The organism is Arenibacter palladensis (assembly GCF_900129275.1).
In the GTDB taxonomy this organism is placed as follows: Bacteria; Bacteroidota; Bacteroidia; order Flavobacteriales; family Flavobacteriaceae; genus Arenibacter; species Arenibacter palladensis.
This window is the reverse complement of record NZ_FQUX01000003.1, coordinates 429,883-446,816: the sequence shown is the minus strand read 5'-3', so window position 1 is coordinate 446,816 and position 16,934 is coordinate 429,883. Positions and strand designations below refer to the sequence as shown.

General features: G+C 39.1%; 14 protein-coding genes. 6 read left to right on the top strand and 8 right to left on the bottom strand.

Annotated features, from left to right (window positions below; genetic code table 11):
* Window positions 1-252: 252 nt before the first annotated feature.
* Complete coding sequence (mnmE, locus tag BUA60_RS12055; RefSeq protein ID WP_072862083.1) at window positions 253-1,650, bottom strand: tRNA uridine-5-carboxymethylaminomethyl(34) synthesis GTPase MnmE; 1,398 nt, start codon at window positions 1,648-1,650, stop codon at window positions 253-255.
* 314 nt (window positions 1,651-1,964) lie between these two features.
* Between mnmE and BUA60_RS12050 the strand changes: the two genes are divergently transcribed.
* Window positions 1,965-2,450 carry a hypothetical protein gene (locus BUA60_RS12050; RefSeq protein WP_072862019.1) on the top strand — a complete coding sequence of 162 codons (486 nt, stop codon included), beginning with the start codon at window positions 1,965-1,967 and terminating at the stop codon, window positions 2,448-2,450.
* A gap of 153 nt (window positions 2,451-2,603) precedes the next feature.
* Window positions 2,604-2,942, top strand: coding sequence for a DUF4870 domain-containing protein (locus tag BUA60_RS12045; RefSeq protein ID WP_072862018.1), 339 nt, complete (start codon window positions 2,604-2,606; stop codon window positions 2,940-2,942).
* Between the two features lie 116 nt (window positions 2,943-3,058).
* On the opposite strand, the gene dnaN is transcribed toward BUA60_RS12045, so the two are convergent.
* The 5 genes from dnaN to BUA60_RS12020 form a co-directional block, all read right to left on the bottom strand.
* Window positions 3,059-4,177, bottom strand: a complete 1,119-nt coding sequence (gene dnaN, locus BUA60_RS12040; RefSeq protein ID WP_031443398.1) for a DNA polymerase III subunit beta — start codon at window positions 4,175-4,177, stop codon at window positions 3,059-3,061.
* Between the two features lie 146 nt (window positions 4,178-4,323).
* Window positions 4,324-5,988 carry a gliding motility-associated ABC transporter substrate-binding protein GldG gene (gldG, locus tag BUA60_RS12035; protein ID WP_072862017.1) on the bottom strand — a complete coding sequence of 555 codons (1,665 nt, stop codon included), beginning with the start codon at window positions 5,986-5,988 and terminating at the stop codon, window positions 4,324-4,326.
* Window positions 5,988-6,719 carry a gliding motility-associated ABC transporter permease subunit GldF gene (gene gldF, locus BUA60_RS12030; protein WP_072862016.1) on the bottom strand — a complete coding sequence of 244 codons (732 nt, stop codon included), beginning with the start codon at window positions 6,717-6,719 and terminating at the stop codon, window positions 5,988-5,990. The genes gldG and gldF overlap by 1 nt, the downstream gene beginning before the upstream one ends.
* 5 nt (window positions 6,720-6,724) lie before the next feature.
* On the bottom strand, window positions 6,725-7,021 hold the full coding sequence (locus BUA60_RS12025; protein WP_072862015.1) for a putative quinol monooxygenase: 297 nt from the start codon (window positions 7,019-7,021) through the stop codon (window positions 6,725-6,727).
* A gap of 13 nt (window positions 7,022-7,034) precedes the next feature.
* Window positions 7,035-7,865, bottom strand: coding sequence for an SAM hydrolase/SAM-dependent halogenase family protein (locus tag BUA60_RS12020; protein ID WP_072862014.1), 831 nt, complete (start codon window positions 7,863-7,865; stop codon window positions 7,035-7,037).
* A gap of 130 nt (window positions 7,866-7,995) precedes the next feature.
* Here BUA60_RS12020 and BUA60_RS12015 point away from each other — a divergent pair, with 130 nt between their 5' ends.
* Both BUA60_RS12015 and BUA60_RS12010 read left to right on the top strand, forming a co-directional pair.
* Window positions 7,996-8,949 carry a PhoH family protein gene (locus BUA60_RS12015; RefSeq protein WP_072862013.1) on the top strand — a complete coding sequence of 318 codons (954 nt, stop codon included), beginning with the start codon at window positions 7,996-7,998 and terminating at the stop codon, window positions 8,947-8,949.
* Window positions 8,950-8,959: 10 nt separating this feature from the next.
* Window positions 8,960-9,916, top strand: a complete 957-nt coding sequence (locus BUA60_RS12010; RefSeq protein ID WP_072862012.1) for a phosphoribosylaminoimidazolesuccinocarboxamide synthase — start codon at window positions 8,960-8,962, stop codon at window positions 9,914-9,916.
* Here BUA60_RS12010 and BUA60_RS12005 read toward each other — a convergent pair whose 3' ends face one another.
* Both BUA60_RS12005 and BUA60_RS12000 read right to left on the bottom strand, forming a co-directional pair.
* Window positions 9,917-10,582, bottom strand: a complete 666-nt coding sequence (locus BUA60_RS12005; protein WP_072862011.1) for a 3'-5' exonuclease — start codon at window positions 10,580-10,582, stop codon at window positions 9,917-9,919.
* Window positions 10,579-12,501: a DUF294 nucleotidyltransferase-like domain-containing protein gene (locus BUA60_RS12000; protein ID WP_072862010.1), complete on the bottom strand. Its 1,923-nt coding sequence runs from the start codon at window positions 12,499-12,501 to the stop codon at window positions 10,579-10,581. The genes BUA60_RS12005 and BUA60_RS12000 overlap by 4 nt, the downstream gene beginning before the upstream one ends.
* 796 nt (window positions 12,502-13,297) lie before the next feature.
* Here BUA60_RS12000 and BUA60_RS11990 point away from each other — a divergent pair.
* Together BUA60_RS11990 and BUA60_RS11985 are read left to right on the top strand one after the other, a co-directional pair.
* Window positions 13,298-15,115, top strand: coding sequence for an SLC13 family permease (locus BUA60_RS11990; RefSeq protein ID WP_072862009.1), 1,818 nt, complete (start codon window positions 13,298-13,300; stop codon window positions 15,113-15,115).
* Window positions 15,116-15,281: 166 nt separating this feature from the next.
* Window positions 15,282-16,859: an FG-GAP repeat domain-containing protein gene (locus BUA60_RS11985; RefSeq protein ID WP_072862008.1), complete on the top strand. Its 1,578-nt coding sequence runs from the start codon at window positions 15,282-15,284 to the stop codon at window positions 16,857-16,859.
* Window positions 16,860-16,934 lie beyond the last annotated feature (75 nt).

Here is a 16,934-nt window from a genome sequence, read left to right as displayed (position 1 = left end):
CGATGTTATGAGATTTTTCAAAATCAAATCGCGGCGAAGTAAAGTTACAAAATAAGTGAATTGATGGTTGTTCAAATGATAATATAACTAACTCATTAATATAAAAAGGGTTAGTGTAATATATAAGGTATCTCGGAGGATTAAGGGAACGCGAAATTTGACCCAAAAATGAAAAACATCAAATATAATCCAATTAAAAAACCCAGTATTTACTGGGTTTTATTGTGTTCTGATTTGTGTTATTTTGTATTGTTACTTCCCGATACAGAAATTGGCAAATATATTCCCCAACAGCTCATCATTGGTCACTTGCCCGGTAATTTCCCCAAGATGGTAAAGGGCTTCCCTGACATCTATGGCCAAAAGGTCGCTGGGAGTGTCCTCCTCCATGCCCATTTGTACTTTTTCTATTTCCTCCAAGGCCTTTAAAAGGGAACTGTAATGCCTCGTATTGGTTACAATGGTCTCACTATTGCGTAGGGCTCCCGTATTGACAAAATCCAATAAGCGCGACTTCAGCGTTTCCACCCCTTGTCCAGATTTGGCGGACAGCAAGTGCAGTTCTGAAATTTGGGATTGTAGATACTTAATTTGATCCTTATCCAATCTGTCCACCTTGTTGGCAATTACCAACAAAGGTTTTTGTGGGTATTTGGTCCTTATTTTTTCCAGTTCCTTTATGCTGGTCTTTAACTTATCTGCATGCGTTGCCATTTGCCAAGCATCTACCAATAACACTACTACCTGGGCCTGTTCTATTTTTTCAAAGGTCTTCTTTATGCCAATACTTTCCACCACATCTTTGGTGTCCCTAATTCCGGCGGTGTCAATAAAACGAAATCCTATACCGCCTATGACAATCTCATCCTCTATGGTATCCCTGGTGGTTCCGGCAATATCACTTACAATGGCCCGCTCCTCATTTAAAAGGGCATTGAGCAGGGTGGATTTGCCCACATTGGGCTCGCCAACAATAGCGATGGGAATCCCGTTCTTGATTACATTGCCCACAGCAAAGGAATCGATCAGACGTTTTAAAATACGCTGTATTTTGGTCAAAAGTTTTTTAAACTGTGTACGGTCCGCAAATTCCACATCTTCCTCTGCAAAGTCGAGCTCCAATTCCATTAACGAGGCAAAGTTTAACAATTGGTCCCTCAATTTTTTGATCTCGTTACTGAACCCGCCCCGCATCTGCTGTATGGCTATTTGGTGGCTTGCTTCGTTGTCTGAGGCTATAAGATCTGCTACGGCCTCGGCCTGACTCAAGTCCATTTTACCATTTAGAAAGGCTCGCAATGTAAACTCACCTGCATTTGCCATTCGGCAACCATTACGTAAAAACAACTGAATTATTTGTTGTTGAATATAGGGCGAACCGTGACAGGATATCTCAACAACGTCTTCACCAGTATAGGAATTGGGGCCTTTAAAAATAGATACCAAAACTTCATCCAATACCTTGTCGTTTTCCGTAATATGACCCAAGTGTATGGTATGGCTTTTTTGTTTTTGTAAATCCTTGCCCCTGATCGATGTAAAGAAAGGATTGGCCAAGGCAATGGCATCTTTCCCGGAAATTCGGATTACGGCTATGGCACCGGCCCCTGAGGGTGTGGCCAAGGCAATGATGTTGTCGTTGGTAATCATAGTATTGTAATTGACCGTAAAAATACGATATAAAATTTTCAAACCGGTTCCACTTTCCAATTCACAAATGCTATTGTCCAATTATTTGAAATGAAGCAAGTTAACTTTGAATCCTTTGTGAATGGCCGGTAACCGACTTTACAATAACACTCTAAAACTACTATTTTGGAATTGGTAAAGTTTAGCACAATGATTTTGGTCATGATTATTGCAGGATATATTGCGTAATTTTGATAGTGATCCAATACAGCATAAAAGAGCCTATAAGGCTTTAAAGTTTAGGTGTATCGGGACATTCAATTTAAAATCACTATATGAAAATGATCAGAATTATTACTTTGTTGGCGGTTGGTTTATTCTGCCAAATTAGCTTGGCACAAGAAACTTCGGACCCAACTACTCCTGTTGAAAATACGGAACAAATGGAGCAGGCAAGAATTTTACAGGAAGCTAAAGAGGCCGAGGAAGCTCAAAAAAAGATAGAAAAGGCGATAGCAAAGGAAGAAAAGGAAGCCAAGAAGTTGGAAAAAGCACAAAAGAGGGCAGAAAAAGCACAAAAGAAGGCGGAAAGCGAATTAAAAAAGAGGGAAAAACTTTCTTCGGAAATAGATTCCAAGAGAAGGTCGATTGCCAAAGATCAAAAGAAAATTGAAAAGCTCCAGAAGAAAATGGTCAAGGACGAGAAAAAGGGAAAACTGTCGCCATTGGCAATAGAGAAACTAAATAAGAAGATAGACAAACTGGAAAAAGGGATTGAGAAAGATAAGGAGAAGTTAAGGAAACTTGAAAGTAAACAATAGCCTGTCCTGCAGGATTTGGAAATTAGGTGAACTTATAGATGTAACAAATGAGGAGTTTATTCGTCCTATTATCACGACAACTAATTTATAGGACGAAGATAAAGTGTAGGATCAATACTTTTTCAACTTATAATAGCTTAACAATAGCAACCGATGAAAGCAGAAAACAGACAATTATTGGTATTGACCCATTTAAGTCAATTATTGGATATAGTTACAGGGTTTGGGGGATTTATAGTTCCTTTAATCTTGTGGCTAACACAAAAAGATACGGTAATGAATATGGATGAAAACGGAAAATCGATTATTAATTTCCAGATCAGCATGTTCCTATATATCTTAATATGTATTCCGTTGATATTACTTCTCGGTATTGGAATAGTAGGGATTATTGCGATAGCAGTGCTCTGTTTCGTATTTCCTATTGTCAATGCCATAAAGGTGTCCAATGGCGAAAAACCCCATTATCCCCTGAGCATAAAGTTTGTGTAGTTAGTAAACATTTTTGTTTAGGACAAAAAAGCCGTATTTCAAATGAGATACGGCTTTTTTTATAGTGAAAGAGTGGGGTGTATTGTGAATTCAAACCAAGGGTTGAATTTGTATTTCTAACTGTTCAACATTACAGGCATTACCAACATGGTCACATTTTCTCCTTCGTCCAAACCGTCAATTGGGGTAAGGATACCGGCCCTGTTGGGTAGGCTCATTTCCAATTGCACGTCATCTGAAGTAAGGTTGTTCAACATTTCCACCAGAAACCTTGAGTTGAACCCAATTTGCATGTCGTCACCTTGATAGGAACAGGTCAATCTTTCTTCGGCCTTATTGCTGTAATCAATATCCTCGGCAGAAATATTAAGTTCCGCACCTGCAATTTTTAATCTTATTTGGTGGGTGGTCTTATTGGAGAATATGGAAACCCTTCTAACAGAACTTAAAAGTTGGTTTCTGGCTATGGATAGCTTGTTCGGATTTTCCTTTGGTATAACCGCTTCGTAATTTGGGTATTTACCATCGATCAATCTACAGATGAGGATGGTGTTCTCAAAACTGAATTTGGCGTTGCTTTCATTGTATTCAATAAGTACTTCCGTTTCGCTTCCTGATAAGATCCCCTTTAATAAGTTAAGAGGTTTTTTGGGCATTATAAACTCGGCCACTTTGGAAGCAGTAACATCGGTACGTTGGTATTTTACCAATTTATGGGCATCTGTTGCTACGAAAGTTAAACTTTCTGGGGAAAACTGAAAGAACACACCGCTCATCACAGGTCTCAGATCATCATTTCCGGCAGCAAAAATAGTTTTATTGATGGCAGTTGCCAATATATCCCCAAGTACTGTGGTAGAGGATGGATTGGACAGTTCCACCGATTTTGGAAATTCGGCACCATCTGCGTAGGCCAAGGCGTATTTACCATGGTTAGAACTGATTTCTACGGTATTGTTATCTTCAACAACAAAGGTTAAGGGCTGCTCTGGAAAGGTTTTTAAGATTTCCAACAACAGTTTTGCAGGAACCGCAATGGTTCCCTCATTGTCCGAATCTACCTCCAATACAGAGCTCATTGTGGTTTCCAAATCGGAAGCCGAAACAGTGAGTTCTTTTTGATTTAAATCGAAGAGAAAATTGTCTAGAATTGGTAGGGTGTTGCTGTTATTGATAACCCCACCTAAAACTTGGAGTTGTTTTAGTAAATAAGTACTAGATACTATAAATTTCATTGGTTTATTTTTTTTTAAGGAATCTACATTATTGTACAACCTAAAACAGTGTTCGAATTTCTGTTTGAATCCGTAATATTCCTTGGATCACGGTCAAAACAAAGATATTTTAAATGTCCTTTTTAAGGAAACAAACTTATCAACACTTATACCCCATATTTTTTCTTGCGAATGGAGTGTATTAGGAAACCAAAAATAAAGGTCAAACACAAGGGTAGGCCAATATTAATCAACTGCCATTTGGTTTTTTGATTATTAATTTTTTCTTCGTCCAAAAAAGGAATAGTTACTTTCTTGTTACGAATGTTTATAAGTCCGGTATCGTCCAACAGGTAATTAAGGCAATTTATGAGAAATTCCTTGTTGCCAAAGAAGTTGTTTGTCCATTTATCATAACCTAATTCCAAAGGTCGGCCATTTCGGATCTGGTTTCTAATAAGATCACCGTCCGATAGTACTATCATTTTGTTTTCAGGACCTTGATCTACAATTGTGTTCAGCTTAATTGGTTTTACCCGGTTCTCGTAAGTGGATTTGAACGCACCTTCTACCAATACCCCCAATATCTTATTTCCATCATTATATAAATCCTTATCCGGTGGCGTATTAATAATGTCGAGCTGAATTGGCTTGGGAACTCCTTCAGTTTTGGATAAGGGAGAACTACTGAGTAGGATATGTTTTTTATAGCCATTGGCCAGGGTATCCAAACTACCTGTGAACTGGAACCTGATTGCTTCCAAATTGTTGTTTATGGGATGGTCGTTTTTGGAAAAGACCATTGGGTTGTAATACCAGGGAACAGGGTTGTATTGGGAACTGTTTCCTTCTCCTGTCGCCAAAACTATTTGGGTGAAATAAAGGTCGTTGACAAGATCGGCATTTAAACGAATTCCATATTTAAAGAAAAAATCGTTTAGGTTTAGGTTACGTGGTAGGGCCATGGCGGTACCTTCTTCGTTGAAAAGGCTATCCAGTTCCATTGCCACCTGATCTATGAGCCAAAGCGATTTGCCTCCCCCGCTTATGTATTGATCCAGAATAAATTTCTCTTCATCGGTAAAGGCTTCTGTAGGTTTGGCAATGAGGGCAAGATCAAAGCCTTTTAGTTGTTCCAGGACCTTTTCTGGATTGGTTGATACCGAGTCCAAGGTAATGGCGCCAATGTTGTAATAATCCTTTATGGTGGTCAGATAATCTGCCATATAAATATCACCTAACTCTCCATTACCTTTAATAATGGCTATTTTCTTCTTTTCCTTGATGTTCAACTTTGTAAAGGCATCCGCAAAGGCATATTCCAAATGTTGAACGGAATTGTTTACCCGCTCCTCGGTGGTAGCACCAAGTTTATTCTTTAACAAGGGTACCTTTACAGTGCTGTTGTTGTAATTGACCATGGCCCAGGGAAAAATTATCTCTTGGGAGACTTTTCCATTCTGTTCAACGGTAACGTTGGTGGGGGTAAGGCCCAATGCCTGTAGGTCTGTGATTACGCCATCAATTTGTGGGGCTCCTTCAAGCGGATTTACAAAATTGAACTTTATATTCTTGTTTTCCGAAGCAAATTCTTCCAATAGCTGCCTTGTTTCCACCTTTAATTTTATAAATTCGGGAGGAAGATTTCCATCGAGCAAAATATCTACTATTACCGGAGCGCTAAACTCTCCAACAGAATTTAATGCCGCCTTGGAGAGGGTATATCTACTGTCTTCGGTGAGATCTATTCTCCCATAGTAAAAACTGGCCAGGATATTTACGATCAGCAATAGAACAACAGCCTTGGTTATAGATAATAAACTTCTCTTCATTACCTATTTTGGTTTTTTAGTTGATTAATGCTCAGGTAGAGAAAGAATAGGGTAAGACTTGTGAAGTATACAATGTCCCTTGTATCCAAAACACCTCTGGCTATACTTTCAAAATGGGCCATCATTCCAATTTGTTCCACAAAAAGCATCATTGGGCCGGTAGGTAGAATCGTAGCCAGACTTTCAAAACCGTACAACATTATAAAACATAGGACCATGCCAATTATAAAGGCCACGATTTGGTTTTCAGACAGGGTAGAGGCAAATAGTCCAATGGCGGTATAGGTTGCTATTAGGAATAAGAGCCCAAAATAAGAGCCAAGTATCATGCCCATATCCAGATTACCTATGGTGACACCCAATTGGGAAATAGTATACACATAAAGAAGTGTAGGTAATATGGCGATCAAGGCCAAGCAAAAGGTACCTAAAAATTTTCCAATAACCGTTTCCCATAAAGTGATGGGCTTTATAAAAAGAAGCTCCAAGGTCCCTAGTTTTTTTTCTTCCGAGAAACTTTTCATAGTAATGGCGGGTATCAGAAAAAGAAATACCCAAGGTGCAAGAAGAAAGAAATTGCCTAGATCGGCAAAGCCGTATTCAAAAATATTAAAGGGTCCCTTAAATACCCATAGAAACAATCCGTTGAGTACTAAAAATAATCCTATGACCAGATAACCTATGGGTGAGGTAAAAAATGATTGTATTTCTCTTTTAAATATGGCAATCATGTATGTTAGTTAATCGTTTCCTTCTTTATGAGGCTCCAAGCTTCCGGTTTGTCCTCGAATAATTGTTTGGTCTTCAGCCAGACGTTCCTGAAAAATTCCGAATTTTTATAGTTTTCCAGATCGGTGGCGCTGTTCCAATGACTATAGGTGAAAAAGATATTATTTTCTTCCTCGCTTTGCAACAGTTCCAAAAAGGTACAGCCATCCGCCTGTCGGATTTTCTTTTTATTCTTTTCAAAGATGGCCTCAAAACTAGCAATATTTTCCTTTTTGAAGGTTAATTTTACAATTCTTACCAACATTTGTCCATTGTGTTTAAGTAAAATTAATAATTACAGTATCCCTATAATCAAGGCCCAATAGTGTAGAGGCACCACCCACCGTATTTAAGTCGCTCTTATAAATTGCGATTTCTACATAGCCCGAGGAGTTGAATAGCGCCAGTAATTCCCCCGGGGCTTTGCGCTGACTTTTGTCCAGGTTGTAATTTATGATGTCGCTGTATTTCTTATGGATCTCCTTAATTTTTTTATTTCGGGCGTGTAGTTCAAATGGTCTGCCCTTGCCTATGGATTTAAATGTATTATGTTGAATATTGGTTACCACATTACCATAGTTGTCTATATAAATGACACTACCGGATATGGTCTTGCCATCATCGGAAATTCTTGGGTTAAATTCCCTAAGGTCCTTAAGGTCTTTAAAGGGCCTGCCAATTACTTCCAATTTTCCACCTCTTGCAATATGGCTTGCTGCCTTAACAAAAACATCCATTTCCGGAAACGAGCTATCAATGGTATTGGGCAATTGAATTTCAACTACTTTTTCGGGGACTATCTCCGAAATTATAAGTCCTATTACCCCATTGTTGGCCATTATAAAATAGTGGTTGTCCACCAGAACGGCAATATGTTGGTTTTCCAGTGTCAATTCTGAATCCACACCAACGATATGGATACTGCCATCAGGGAAATTTTTATATGAATTTTTTAGTATGTAGGCGCATTCCTGGATATTGAAAGGCGCAATGGAATGAGAAATATCAACAATTTTTGCATCTGACAATTCCTTGTAAATTGTCCCTTTTATGGCGCCTACAAAATGGTCTTTATGTCCAAAATCAGTAGTTAAAGTAATTATAGCCATACAGGACTGTTGATATGTTTTTGGTTTGGTAAGTTGTTTTTTTACTTAAGTTTGTTAAACAAAATTACACAAAAAATCAGCGAACCAAAATATATATTTCATATCTAATCCTTTATAACACCTCTCTTCTTTGAACGAACTTATAATAGAACTTACAGACATTAGCCCAAGGGAATTTTTTGGACAGAATAATGAGAACATTGATTTACTGAAAAAGCATTTTCCCAAGCTTAAGATTGTTGCCCGGGGAAACAAAATTAAGGTTTATGGCGACGAAGACTTACTGGACGAATTCGATAGAAAATTCGACCTACTTACTGCCCATTATGCCAAGTACAATAAGTTGGATGAAAACAGCATTGAGCGACTCTTGGCCAGTAACGGACAGGAAGTTTTGGAGTCTTCAGAGATCAGTGGTGAAGTTTTGGTCCATGGCGTAAGTGGTAGGCTTATTAAGGCACAAACGGTAAATCAGCGAAGGCTGGTAGACGCCGCGAGGAACAATGATATGGTATTTGCCGTAGGCCCCGCGGGTACCGGAAAAACATATACGGGTGTGGCCTTGGCCGTAAAAGCGCTAAAGGAAAAACAGGTTAAACGAATTATATTGACCAGACCAGCCGTGGAGGCAGGTGAAAATTTAGGTTTTTTGCCAGGTGATCTTAAGGAAAAGTTGGATCCCTATATGCAGCCTTTATACGATGCCCTACGGGATATGATTGCGCCGGAAAAATTGGCACATTATATAGAGAACGGAACCATACAGATAGCTCCTATGGCCTTTATGCGGGGAAGGACTTTGGACAATGCCTTTGTAATTTTGGACGAAGCCCAGAATACTACCCATGCCCAAATGAAAATGTTCTTGACGAGAATGGGGAAGAATGCCAAATTTTTAATCAATGGTGATCCTGGACAAATTGATTTGCCAAGACGTTTGATTTCGGGATTAAAAGAGGCCTTGTTGGTGCTTCAGAACATTGAGGGGATAGAGGTTATTTATTTGGACGATAAGGATGTGATAAGGCATAAGTTGGTTAAAAAGGTCATAGAGGCCTATAAAGGAATTGAGCATAATAATTGATAGTTGCAGCATGGGTAATACGATAATTGATACGAATTTTCAATTTCCAGGGCAAAAGAGCCTTTACAAGGGAAAGGTTAGGGAAGTATATCATCTTGAAAACAATATTTTGGTAATGGTGGCCACGGATAGGCTTTCCGCTTTTGATGTGGTTATGCCAAAAGGAATCCCGTACAAAGGCCAAATACTAAACCAGATCGCTACTAAGATGATGGCGGATACCGCCGATATAGTGCCCAATTGGTTAATGGCCACTCCAGATCCCAATGTTGCCGTAGGCTTTGCCTGCGAGCCATTTAAGGTGGAAATGGTGATAAGAGGTTATTTGTCCGGACATGCAGCAAGAGAATATAAACTAGGGAAAAGAATGCTATGTGGGGTTCCAATGCCCCACGGGATGTCGGAAAACGATAAGTTTCCTTCTCCCATTATAACTCCTGCTACCAAGGCCCAGATGGGAGACCATGATGAGGATATTTCAAGGGAAGCTATTTTGGAAAGGGGAATAGTAAGCGAGGAAGACTACCTAATTCTTGAAAAGTACACCAAAGCACTCTTCCAAAGGGGTACGGAAATCGCCGCTAAAAGGGGATTGATCCTTGTGGATACCAAATACGAATTTGGGAAAACCAAGGATGGAAAGATTGTACTTATCGATGAAATCCATACACCTGATTCTTCCCGTTATTTTTATGCAGAAGGCTATGGGGAACGACAAAACAGGGGAGAGGCCCAGAAGCAATTGTCCAAGGAGTTCGTTCGCCAATGGTTGATTAGCAATAACTTTCAAGGCCTAAAGGGACAGGTTGTACCGGAAATGACCGATGATTATATACAAACCGTCTCCGAAAGGTATATTGAACTTTACGAAAATATTACTGGAGAAAAGTTTGTAAAGGCGGACATAACGGATATACAATCTAGAATTGAGAAAAATGTTTTGGGGTACCTGTCAACCTTAAAATAGTTAACCCATTTTCAACAGGTCTTTTATCCGTAGCTGACCTTTGCCCTTCAATCGACTCCTAATTTTTAAGAAGGCAATGGCAGTAATGTAGGCATCTCCTAATGCGGTGTGCCTATCCTTTTTGGAGATATCGAACTTTTCGGCCAGTTCGTCCAAGGAATAGTGCTCTTTCTTTTTGAATACATTGGAATTCAATAATGTCTTTTTGTAAAGATTTGAGGTGTCCAGGAACTTGTTTTTTAATCTTGGAAGGCCATTTCTTTCCAGTGCCCTATTGATCATTGTAATATCAAAAATAGCATGGTGTGCTACGATTATGGAATTATTTAAGAACCTTAACAACTCTTCCATGGCAGCACTTTCACTTATACGGGAGGCCCCACCGTCTTTAAGGATGCCATGAATTTTTGCAGATTCCGCATTGTAATGCTCCTGCTTTAAAAAAAGTTCCAAGCTCTGGTTCAGGGCAATGTTTTTATCGACCAAACTTAGGGCGCCAATACAAAGTATCCTGTCGTTTAGATAATCGAAACCTGTGGTTTCCGTATCCAAAACAACGAATCTTGCCAATTTGAGGTCCTCAATCGGTTTTTTCTTGAAACTATTCTCATATTCCAACCAATAATCGGGATAGTTGTTTACTTTTTTTCTAAATAAATCTATCATCGCAATAAGTTTGAAACTTTGAATCTAATACTTACCAACTCCTGTATTTCCTTTATCGTCTTAAAAGTTCTTTTTAGTTTAATTTTTTCTTCCTTGGTCAATTTGTCTATGGCAATATACCTTCCGGAATCATTGTGGAGCAGGCCATGTTTGGTCCTGAACTTTAAAAGGGCCCTGGTGGCATAGGAACAGGCCATAAAGATTTCCTCGTTGTTGGGTTCCAGCTCCGCCAATTTTTCAAATCGCTCAGCGGTACTGTTAATGGACTTGACCGAATGCGATAAAATAAGTACTCTTGCCGCATCGGTCAAGGGCATTAATGCCCGTCTTTTTAGATCGAAGGAATCTTTATGTTCCCCGTCTTCCTCAACCAACAGTTGCCTAAAAAAGCCGGTTGGGGAAGGGTTTTGTAGTGCCCCACTTGCCAAGTGTAAATAGAAGATAGGATATTTTTTAGTGGTTTCGAAAATGTGTTCCGATAATTCGTTTACCAAATTTACATCCCCATAAGTAATATTGTAATCGAAAAATATGGAGGAAAGCAACACCTCATCGGTCCCTGGATTTATGATCCAATGGGAAATGGTTTTTTTCCATTCATCCAGGCTTAAGCACCAATTGGGATTGGAAGCCATCATTTCTGCAGGGCAATAATCGTAACCAATATCAAACAATCCTTTATTAATTAGTTTGGACAATTTCAAAATATAATCGGTAGTTTCAATTAGTTTGTCCTCTGGAACATTCTCGAAGACCATGGCGTTGTCCTGATCGGTTTGGAGGAGTTGTTCACTTCGTCCTTGGCTACCAAGTGCCAGCCATGCAAATTTTACGGGAGGCTTTGTTGGCATTTCTTCCAAGGATAGCTTAATAATTTGTTTAACGCAGGCATCGTTAAGTTCGGATATTATTTTAGTAGTCAATTTAATGGGGATATTTTGATCCAAATAGTCCTGTAGAAGATGTGTAATACTCTTTCTTATTTGTTTTATCGATTTTATTTTCTTGGCCCTATTTATGGCCTTGATCAAAACTGCCGGGTTATTTCCCAAAGCCACCATAACATCATGTTTGGATAAAATTCCAATAGCCTTGGAGTTGGGTGTACCATCCTTGGTGATACATAAATGGCTTATGTTACTTTTCATCATAGCCATCTGTGCCTGGGTTATGGTGAGGTGTTTATTATAGGTGATAACAGGGGAAACCATTATCTCCTTGGCCTTTGTGGTAATGGGATATTTTCCGGTTACAATATTGTTCCGAAGATCTTTGTCCGTAATGATCCCGATGGGCATCTTATCCTTGACCACCAACATGGCCCCTACCTTTTTTTCGGTCATTCTTTTGGCTATTGTTTTGGCCGAGGTGGTTGCGGTACAGGTCACCAATTTTTTGGAATACTGTACAGATTGCAAATCCAATACGTGGGTATCGGGAGCCACGGGATTTATATCTGGCACTTCATCATACAATTTACCGCGATGACTTTTTGAATATGGATTCCTGGTATTGGAGGCAAAACTTTCGATTAAGAAGTTTCCAACCGCTATATTTTTTTGGGCATAGGGTTTAAAAATGTTGATGGGAATGGCATATAGAATGCTTTCCTCATGTGCTTTTGCACTCATTTTATAATTTTCCTGGGCCATTAAGGGTCTAAGTCCAAAAATATCACCCTCATCGCACATGTCCATGATACTCTTGTCCGATCCCTTTTTAAGGGCAACAGCTCCCTTGTTCACTACATAGAAATAGGGATGGGGTTCGTCGTTTTCCTCAAAAATAACACTATCCTTTTCCTTGTAGACAATGGTAATTTCTTCGGCAAGGGTTTCAAGGTCAGCCTGACCTAGGACATTGAAGGGTGGAAAATTTTTCAGAAAATCGGCTACTCTATGCGAAATGGTATTTTTCATCCTACTATTATATATTGATCCTTGGCTCTTATAAACTTAATTGTTCTTTTCCCGTTTAAAGTTCCTGAAAGGGTACAAGAAGGCAATAACTACTTTTATTATCCGTCTTCAATTAATTTGGGTTAAAGTTAATTTTTATACGCCTGATAATAAGAAAAGATAATGCGATTTATTTTGTGATGCCCCAAAATCTGAAATGCCAATAACGTTCAAATAATAATGCATAGAGCTCTTGGGCTAAATAGGGTTGAATTAATTTTAGGGGTAACCGTAAATGTTAATGCTATGGAATCACCTTATTTGGATTGTATTGAAGCCTGTCGTAAATGCATAGCCGATTGTCAATATTGCCTACTTCAAATGTCCGGTAGGGAAAGTAAAAATGACTGTCCACTTTGTTGTATCCTATGTATTGAATCTTGTTCGGCAGCACTACAATTTTTAATGGCAGACAGTCAATATGCCAAAGAGTATTGCAGCGTCTGCGCTAAAGTATGTCAATGGTGCGCAGAACAGTGCGCACAACACGATCATAAACATTGTGAGGATTGTGCAAATTCTTGTGTCAAATGTATGGAGGAATGTCAAAAAGTGGTTATGATGTTCTCTGATGAGATATAAATTTCATCAATCTTAATCCAATTATGGTTATTACAATTTTGCTATGGCTTGGGACTTCCGTTAAAGGAACATATGCAATAATATATGTAATTTGTAATAAGATAAAGGGTATTTGCCAAAAGAGAGATGTAGGATATTTTTAGTTTTTAGGGAGTCATAAATTAATAGTTATGGGATGACGTTCGAAATGGGATTGGTGTTCTTGGTTTTGTTTATTACCATAATCTTGTTTGCCCTGGAGGTTTTTCCAGTAGATAAGATAGCCTTTTTTATAATTGTTTCATTAACATTATTGGGGCTAGTGAAACCGGAAGAGGCCATAAGCGGGTTTTCCAATAGTGCCACCATAGCGGTTTTGGCCTTGATGATCCTGGCCATAGCCATGGAGGAAAATGGTGTTATTACTTGGCTTACTTCTGGTTTGGGAAAAATTAAAGCCTTCCCATTATTTATAATAGCTCCCGTTTTTATGATCGTAACCGCAAGTATTTCAGCTTTTATTAGCACTACGGCCGTCGTCATAGTTTTCATTAAAATTATAAACCAGCTCTCCGATCGGTTCAATATTTCCAAATCCAAATTATTGTTGCCCATTTCTTTTGCAGGTATATTGGGAGGATCTTGTACCTTAATGGGGACTTCGACAAACCTGATAGTAAATTCAGTGTCACAAAACCTAGGGGCACCGGCACTGCGTTTTTTCGAATTTACTTCTATAGGATTAATTTTTCTGGCCGTGTCCGTTGTCTACCTTACCTTAATGCTTGGATGGTTGCCATGGAGCGGGAAAAGGGAATTGGGGAACGATTATAGTGTTGCAGATTATATTACCAGTGTCCGTATAAAGTCGGGCTCGCAATTGGTAAACAAAAGGTTGGAGGAAACATTTTTATTTAACAATCCGGAGATATCAATACTGAAATTGATAAGGGACAATCGAATTCACAATTCACCTGGTAAATATATCACCCTAAAGGAAAATGACCAATTGCTATTAATGTGCAATATTATGAGCCTCTCAAAACTAAGTGATTCCCAAAACTTGGGGCTTAACGAACAAAATAATTGGTTGGGGGTCGATCATGGGGCCACTGGGGAAGAAATGGTTCCCAAATTGGAGGAACGGGTGTTTGTTGAACTGTTAATGCTTCCCGGCGCTGCTCTCTTGGGCAAGACCTTGGGAAATCTAAGAGGTTATATGCAACAGGATATTGTACCTGTGGCCATAAAGAAGCGCAAGACCTTGACGAATGTTAAGGAAAGATTGGTGAGGAGCAGTTCGGATAAATTGGTGCTCAAAGCTGGTGATCGTCTACTGGTGGATGTAAGCAGGGAAAACATTAAATCTTTGGAAGCCATTGAAAACATAGTGCTTTTACAGGAGTTTGATTCGCTCAAAACCCATTCCCGATTCGGTAGAATTTTATCGTTGGCAGTTCTTGGTTCAGTGGTCGCATTGGCGGCCACAGGGGTTCTATCCATAATGGTAAGTGCCTTGGCCGGGGTTTCTATATTACTGCTTACCAATAACCTTAATTTGGACAGTGTTTACAAAAAGGTAAATTGGCAAATTTTCTTTTTGTTGGCGGGAATGATCCCCTTGGGTATAGCCATGCATAATACAGGTGCGGATATGTGGATTTCTGAAAAATTATTGGGCCTGTTGGTAGGCCAATCCAAAACCATAATTATTGGAAGCCTCTTTTTTATCACCATGGTCATGAGCGGTGTGGTAAGTAATAATGCTACGGCCATTATTATGACTCCAATTGCAATGGCTCTGGCAGGCGGACTTAATTTGGATTATAAGCCATTTATCCTGGCCGTAATGTTCGCGGCAAATTTCAGTTTTTTTACACCGGTAGGTTATCAGACCAATACCTTGATTTATGGAATAGGCAACTATAAATTCAAACACTTTTTTATAATAGGAGGCATTTTAAGTCTTATACTATGGGTTTTGGCAACCTTTCTTTTAGTAAGGGTGGCGTAGCTGTTATTATGGTTGGATAAGTTTCACGCTCTAAGATTTTGCGCTTTTAACAATCATTGTAGACACTATATTTATATCATGCTTGAAAATTCGGCAGTATCTTCGTAGATTGGGTCGCACTCAGGAGGACATTTTTAATCGAATTCCTATATTTATCTAATATTGCATGAAGAATTTTTTTTCGCTGACCCTCCTCATTGGATTGCTATTTTCCTGTTCCGGAAACAAAAAGGAATTGCCGATTTCGGAATATAAAGAACCAACGGCAACCAATTTATCCGGAAATCGCTTGGCCGAAATTCACTGCTCCAGTTGTCATCATTTTGTTAAACCGGAAATGTTGCCGAAGTCTAGTTGGCAACAAGATGTGCTTCCAGCCATGGGCCATCGATTGGGAATTTATAAAGGAAATGTACGACCAGATAGCCTCTTTGACAATGGCAGGAGCGGGGTGGTTGTTAAAAAGGCAAATATCTTTCCGGAAAGACCCCTTATAGCCCGAGCAGACTGGAATAAAATAGTGGATTACTACCTTGATGGGGCACCGGATACCATTTTGCCTCCTAAACGAGCCAACAAAATTAAAATGGGCCTTAAGCATTTTAAATACAGGGAGTCTAGCTTTTCACATACTCCGGCCCTAACATCTATGGTTAAAATACTTCCAGAAAATAGGGGAGTGGTATTTGCTGATAGTAAACGAAATATAAATAGCCTTACTTTCTTGACCAAAGATCTTGAAAAGGATTTTATTCTTGGCCTAAAGATGGCACCCGTTCATTACTACGAAAAATATGATACCATTTATTTGGCAACTGCAGGGAAAAATATCTTTCCCAATGATGTGTCGGATGGGGCTTTACAAAAAATATTTTCTAAGGGAACAGCAGGTGCTTACACTTCCAACGAGGTTATAGCCAATTTACAAAGGCCGGTAAATATGGCTTATGGGGACTTGGATAACGATGGATTGGAAGACGTTGTAGCCTGTGAATACGGCAATGAAACCGGTAAATTGGTTTGGTACAAAAACGAGGGGGGAGACAAATACACTATGAAGACTTTGGACAACAGATCAGGTGCCATTACTGCAGTGATAAAGGATGCCAATGGGGATGGTCTTCAAGATATTTTTGCGCTTATGGCCCAAGGGGATGAAGGGGTTGTGTACTATCAGAACCAAGGCGATGGTACGTTTTCCACCAAAAGATTGCTTTCTTTTCTTCCTCTGAATGGTTCCCAATACATTGAGTTGGTAGATTTTAATAATGATGGCTACGATGATATATTATATGTCTGTGGGGATAACGCGGACAAAACACCTATTTTAAAAGACTATCATGGCATTTATATATTTCTGAATGATGGGGATTTAAATTTTAAGCAATCTTATTTCTACCATTTAAACGGAGCTTATAAAGCTATGCCCAGAGATTACGATTTGGATGGAGATCTGGATATTGCGGCAATTTCATTTTTCCCTGACTATATAAATTCTGCTGAGGAAAGTTTTGTATATCTGGAAAATAAGGGTGATTTGAAATTTGAGGATTCCTCTTTTACGGAGTCGATCAAAGGTCGATGGATCGTAATGGATGCGGAGGATATGGATGCAGATGGAGATATTGACTTGGCCCTCGGGTCTTTTGTGTATTTTCTTCCATTAGGGGATACGACCGGTTTGGGCCAAAAATGGCTGTCCAACGGACCATCAATTATTGTGCTGGAAAATACCACGAAATAAATCAATTACATCAGGTCAGAATTGGATTATCCAATTCCATTTATTTTTTTGACTACTGACTACTGACTACTGACT

Excerpts from the sequence above, each read along its gene's own strand:
- BUA60_RS12005 (WP_072862011.1), bottom strand. The coding sequence starts at position 10,582 with ATGATAGATTTATTTAGAAAAAAAGTAAACAACTATCCCGATTATTGG.
- BUA60_RS11985 (WP_072862008.1), top strand. The coding sequence starts at position 15,282 with ATGAAGAATTTTTTTTCGCTGACCCTCCTCATTGGATTGCTATTTTCC.
- BUA60_RS12045 (WP_072862018.1), top strand. The coding sequence starts at position 2,604 with ATGAAAGCAGAAAACAGACAATTATTGGTATTGACCCATTTAAGTCAA.
- gldF (WP_072862016.1), bottom strand. The coding sequence starts at position 6,719 with ATGATTGCCATATTTAAAAGAGAAATACAATCATTTTTTACCTCACCC.
- BUA60_RS12050 (WP_072862019.1), top strand. The coding sequence starts at position 1,965 with ATGAAAATGATCAGAATTATTACTTTGTTGGCGGTTGGTTTATTCTGC.
- BUA60_RS12020 (WP_072862014.1), bottom strand. The coding sequence starts at position 7,865 with ATGGCTATAATTACTTTAACTACTGATTTTGGACATAAAGACCATTTT.
- BUA60_RS12000 (WP_072862010.1), bottom strand. The coding sequence starts at position 12,501 with ATGAAAAATACCATTTCGCATAGAGTAGCCGATTTTCTGAAAAATTTT.
- BUA60_RS12025 (WP_072862015.1), bottom strand. The coding sequence starts at position 7,021 with ATGTTGGTAAGAATTGTAAAATTAACCTTCAAAAAGGAAAATATTGCT.
- BUA60_RS12010 (WP_072862012.1), top strand. The coding sequence starts at position 8,960 with ATGGGTAATACGATAATTGATACGAATTTTCAATTTCCAGGGCAAAAG.
- BUA60_RS11990 (WP_072862009.1), top strand. The coding sequence starts at position 13,298 with ATGACGTTCGAAATGGGATTGGTGTTCTTGGTTTTGTTTATTACCATA.
- gldG (WP_072862017.1), bottom strand. The coding sequence starts at position 5,988 with ATGAAGAGAAGTTTATTATCTATAACCAAGGCTGTTGTTCTATTGCTG.
- dnaN (WP_031443398.1), bottom strand. The coding sequence starts at position 4,177 with ATGAAATTTATAGTATCTAGTACTTATTTACTAAAACAACTCCAAGTT.
- mnmE (WP_072862083.1), bottom strand. The coding sequence starts at position 1,650 with ATGATTACCAACGACAACATCATTGCCTTGGCCACACCCTCAGGGGCC.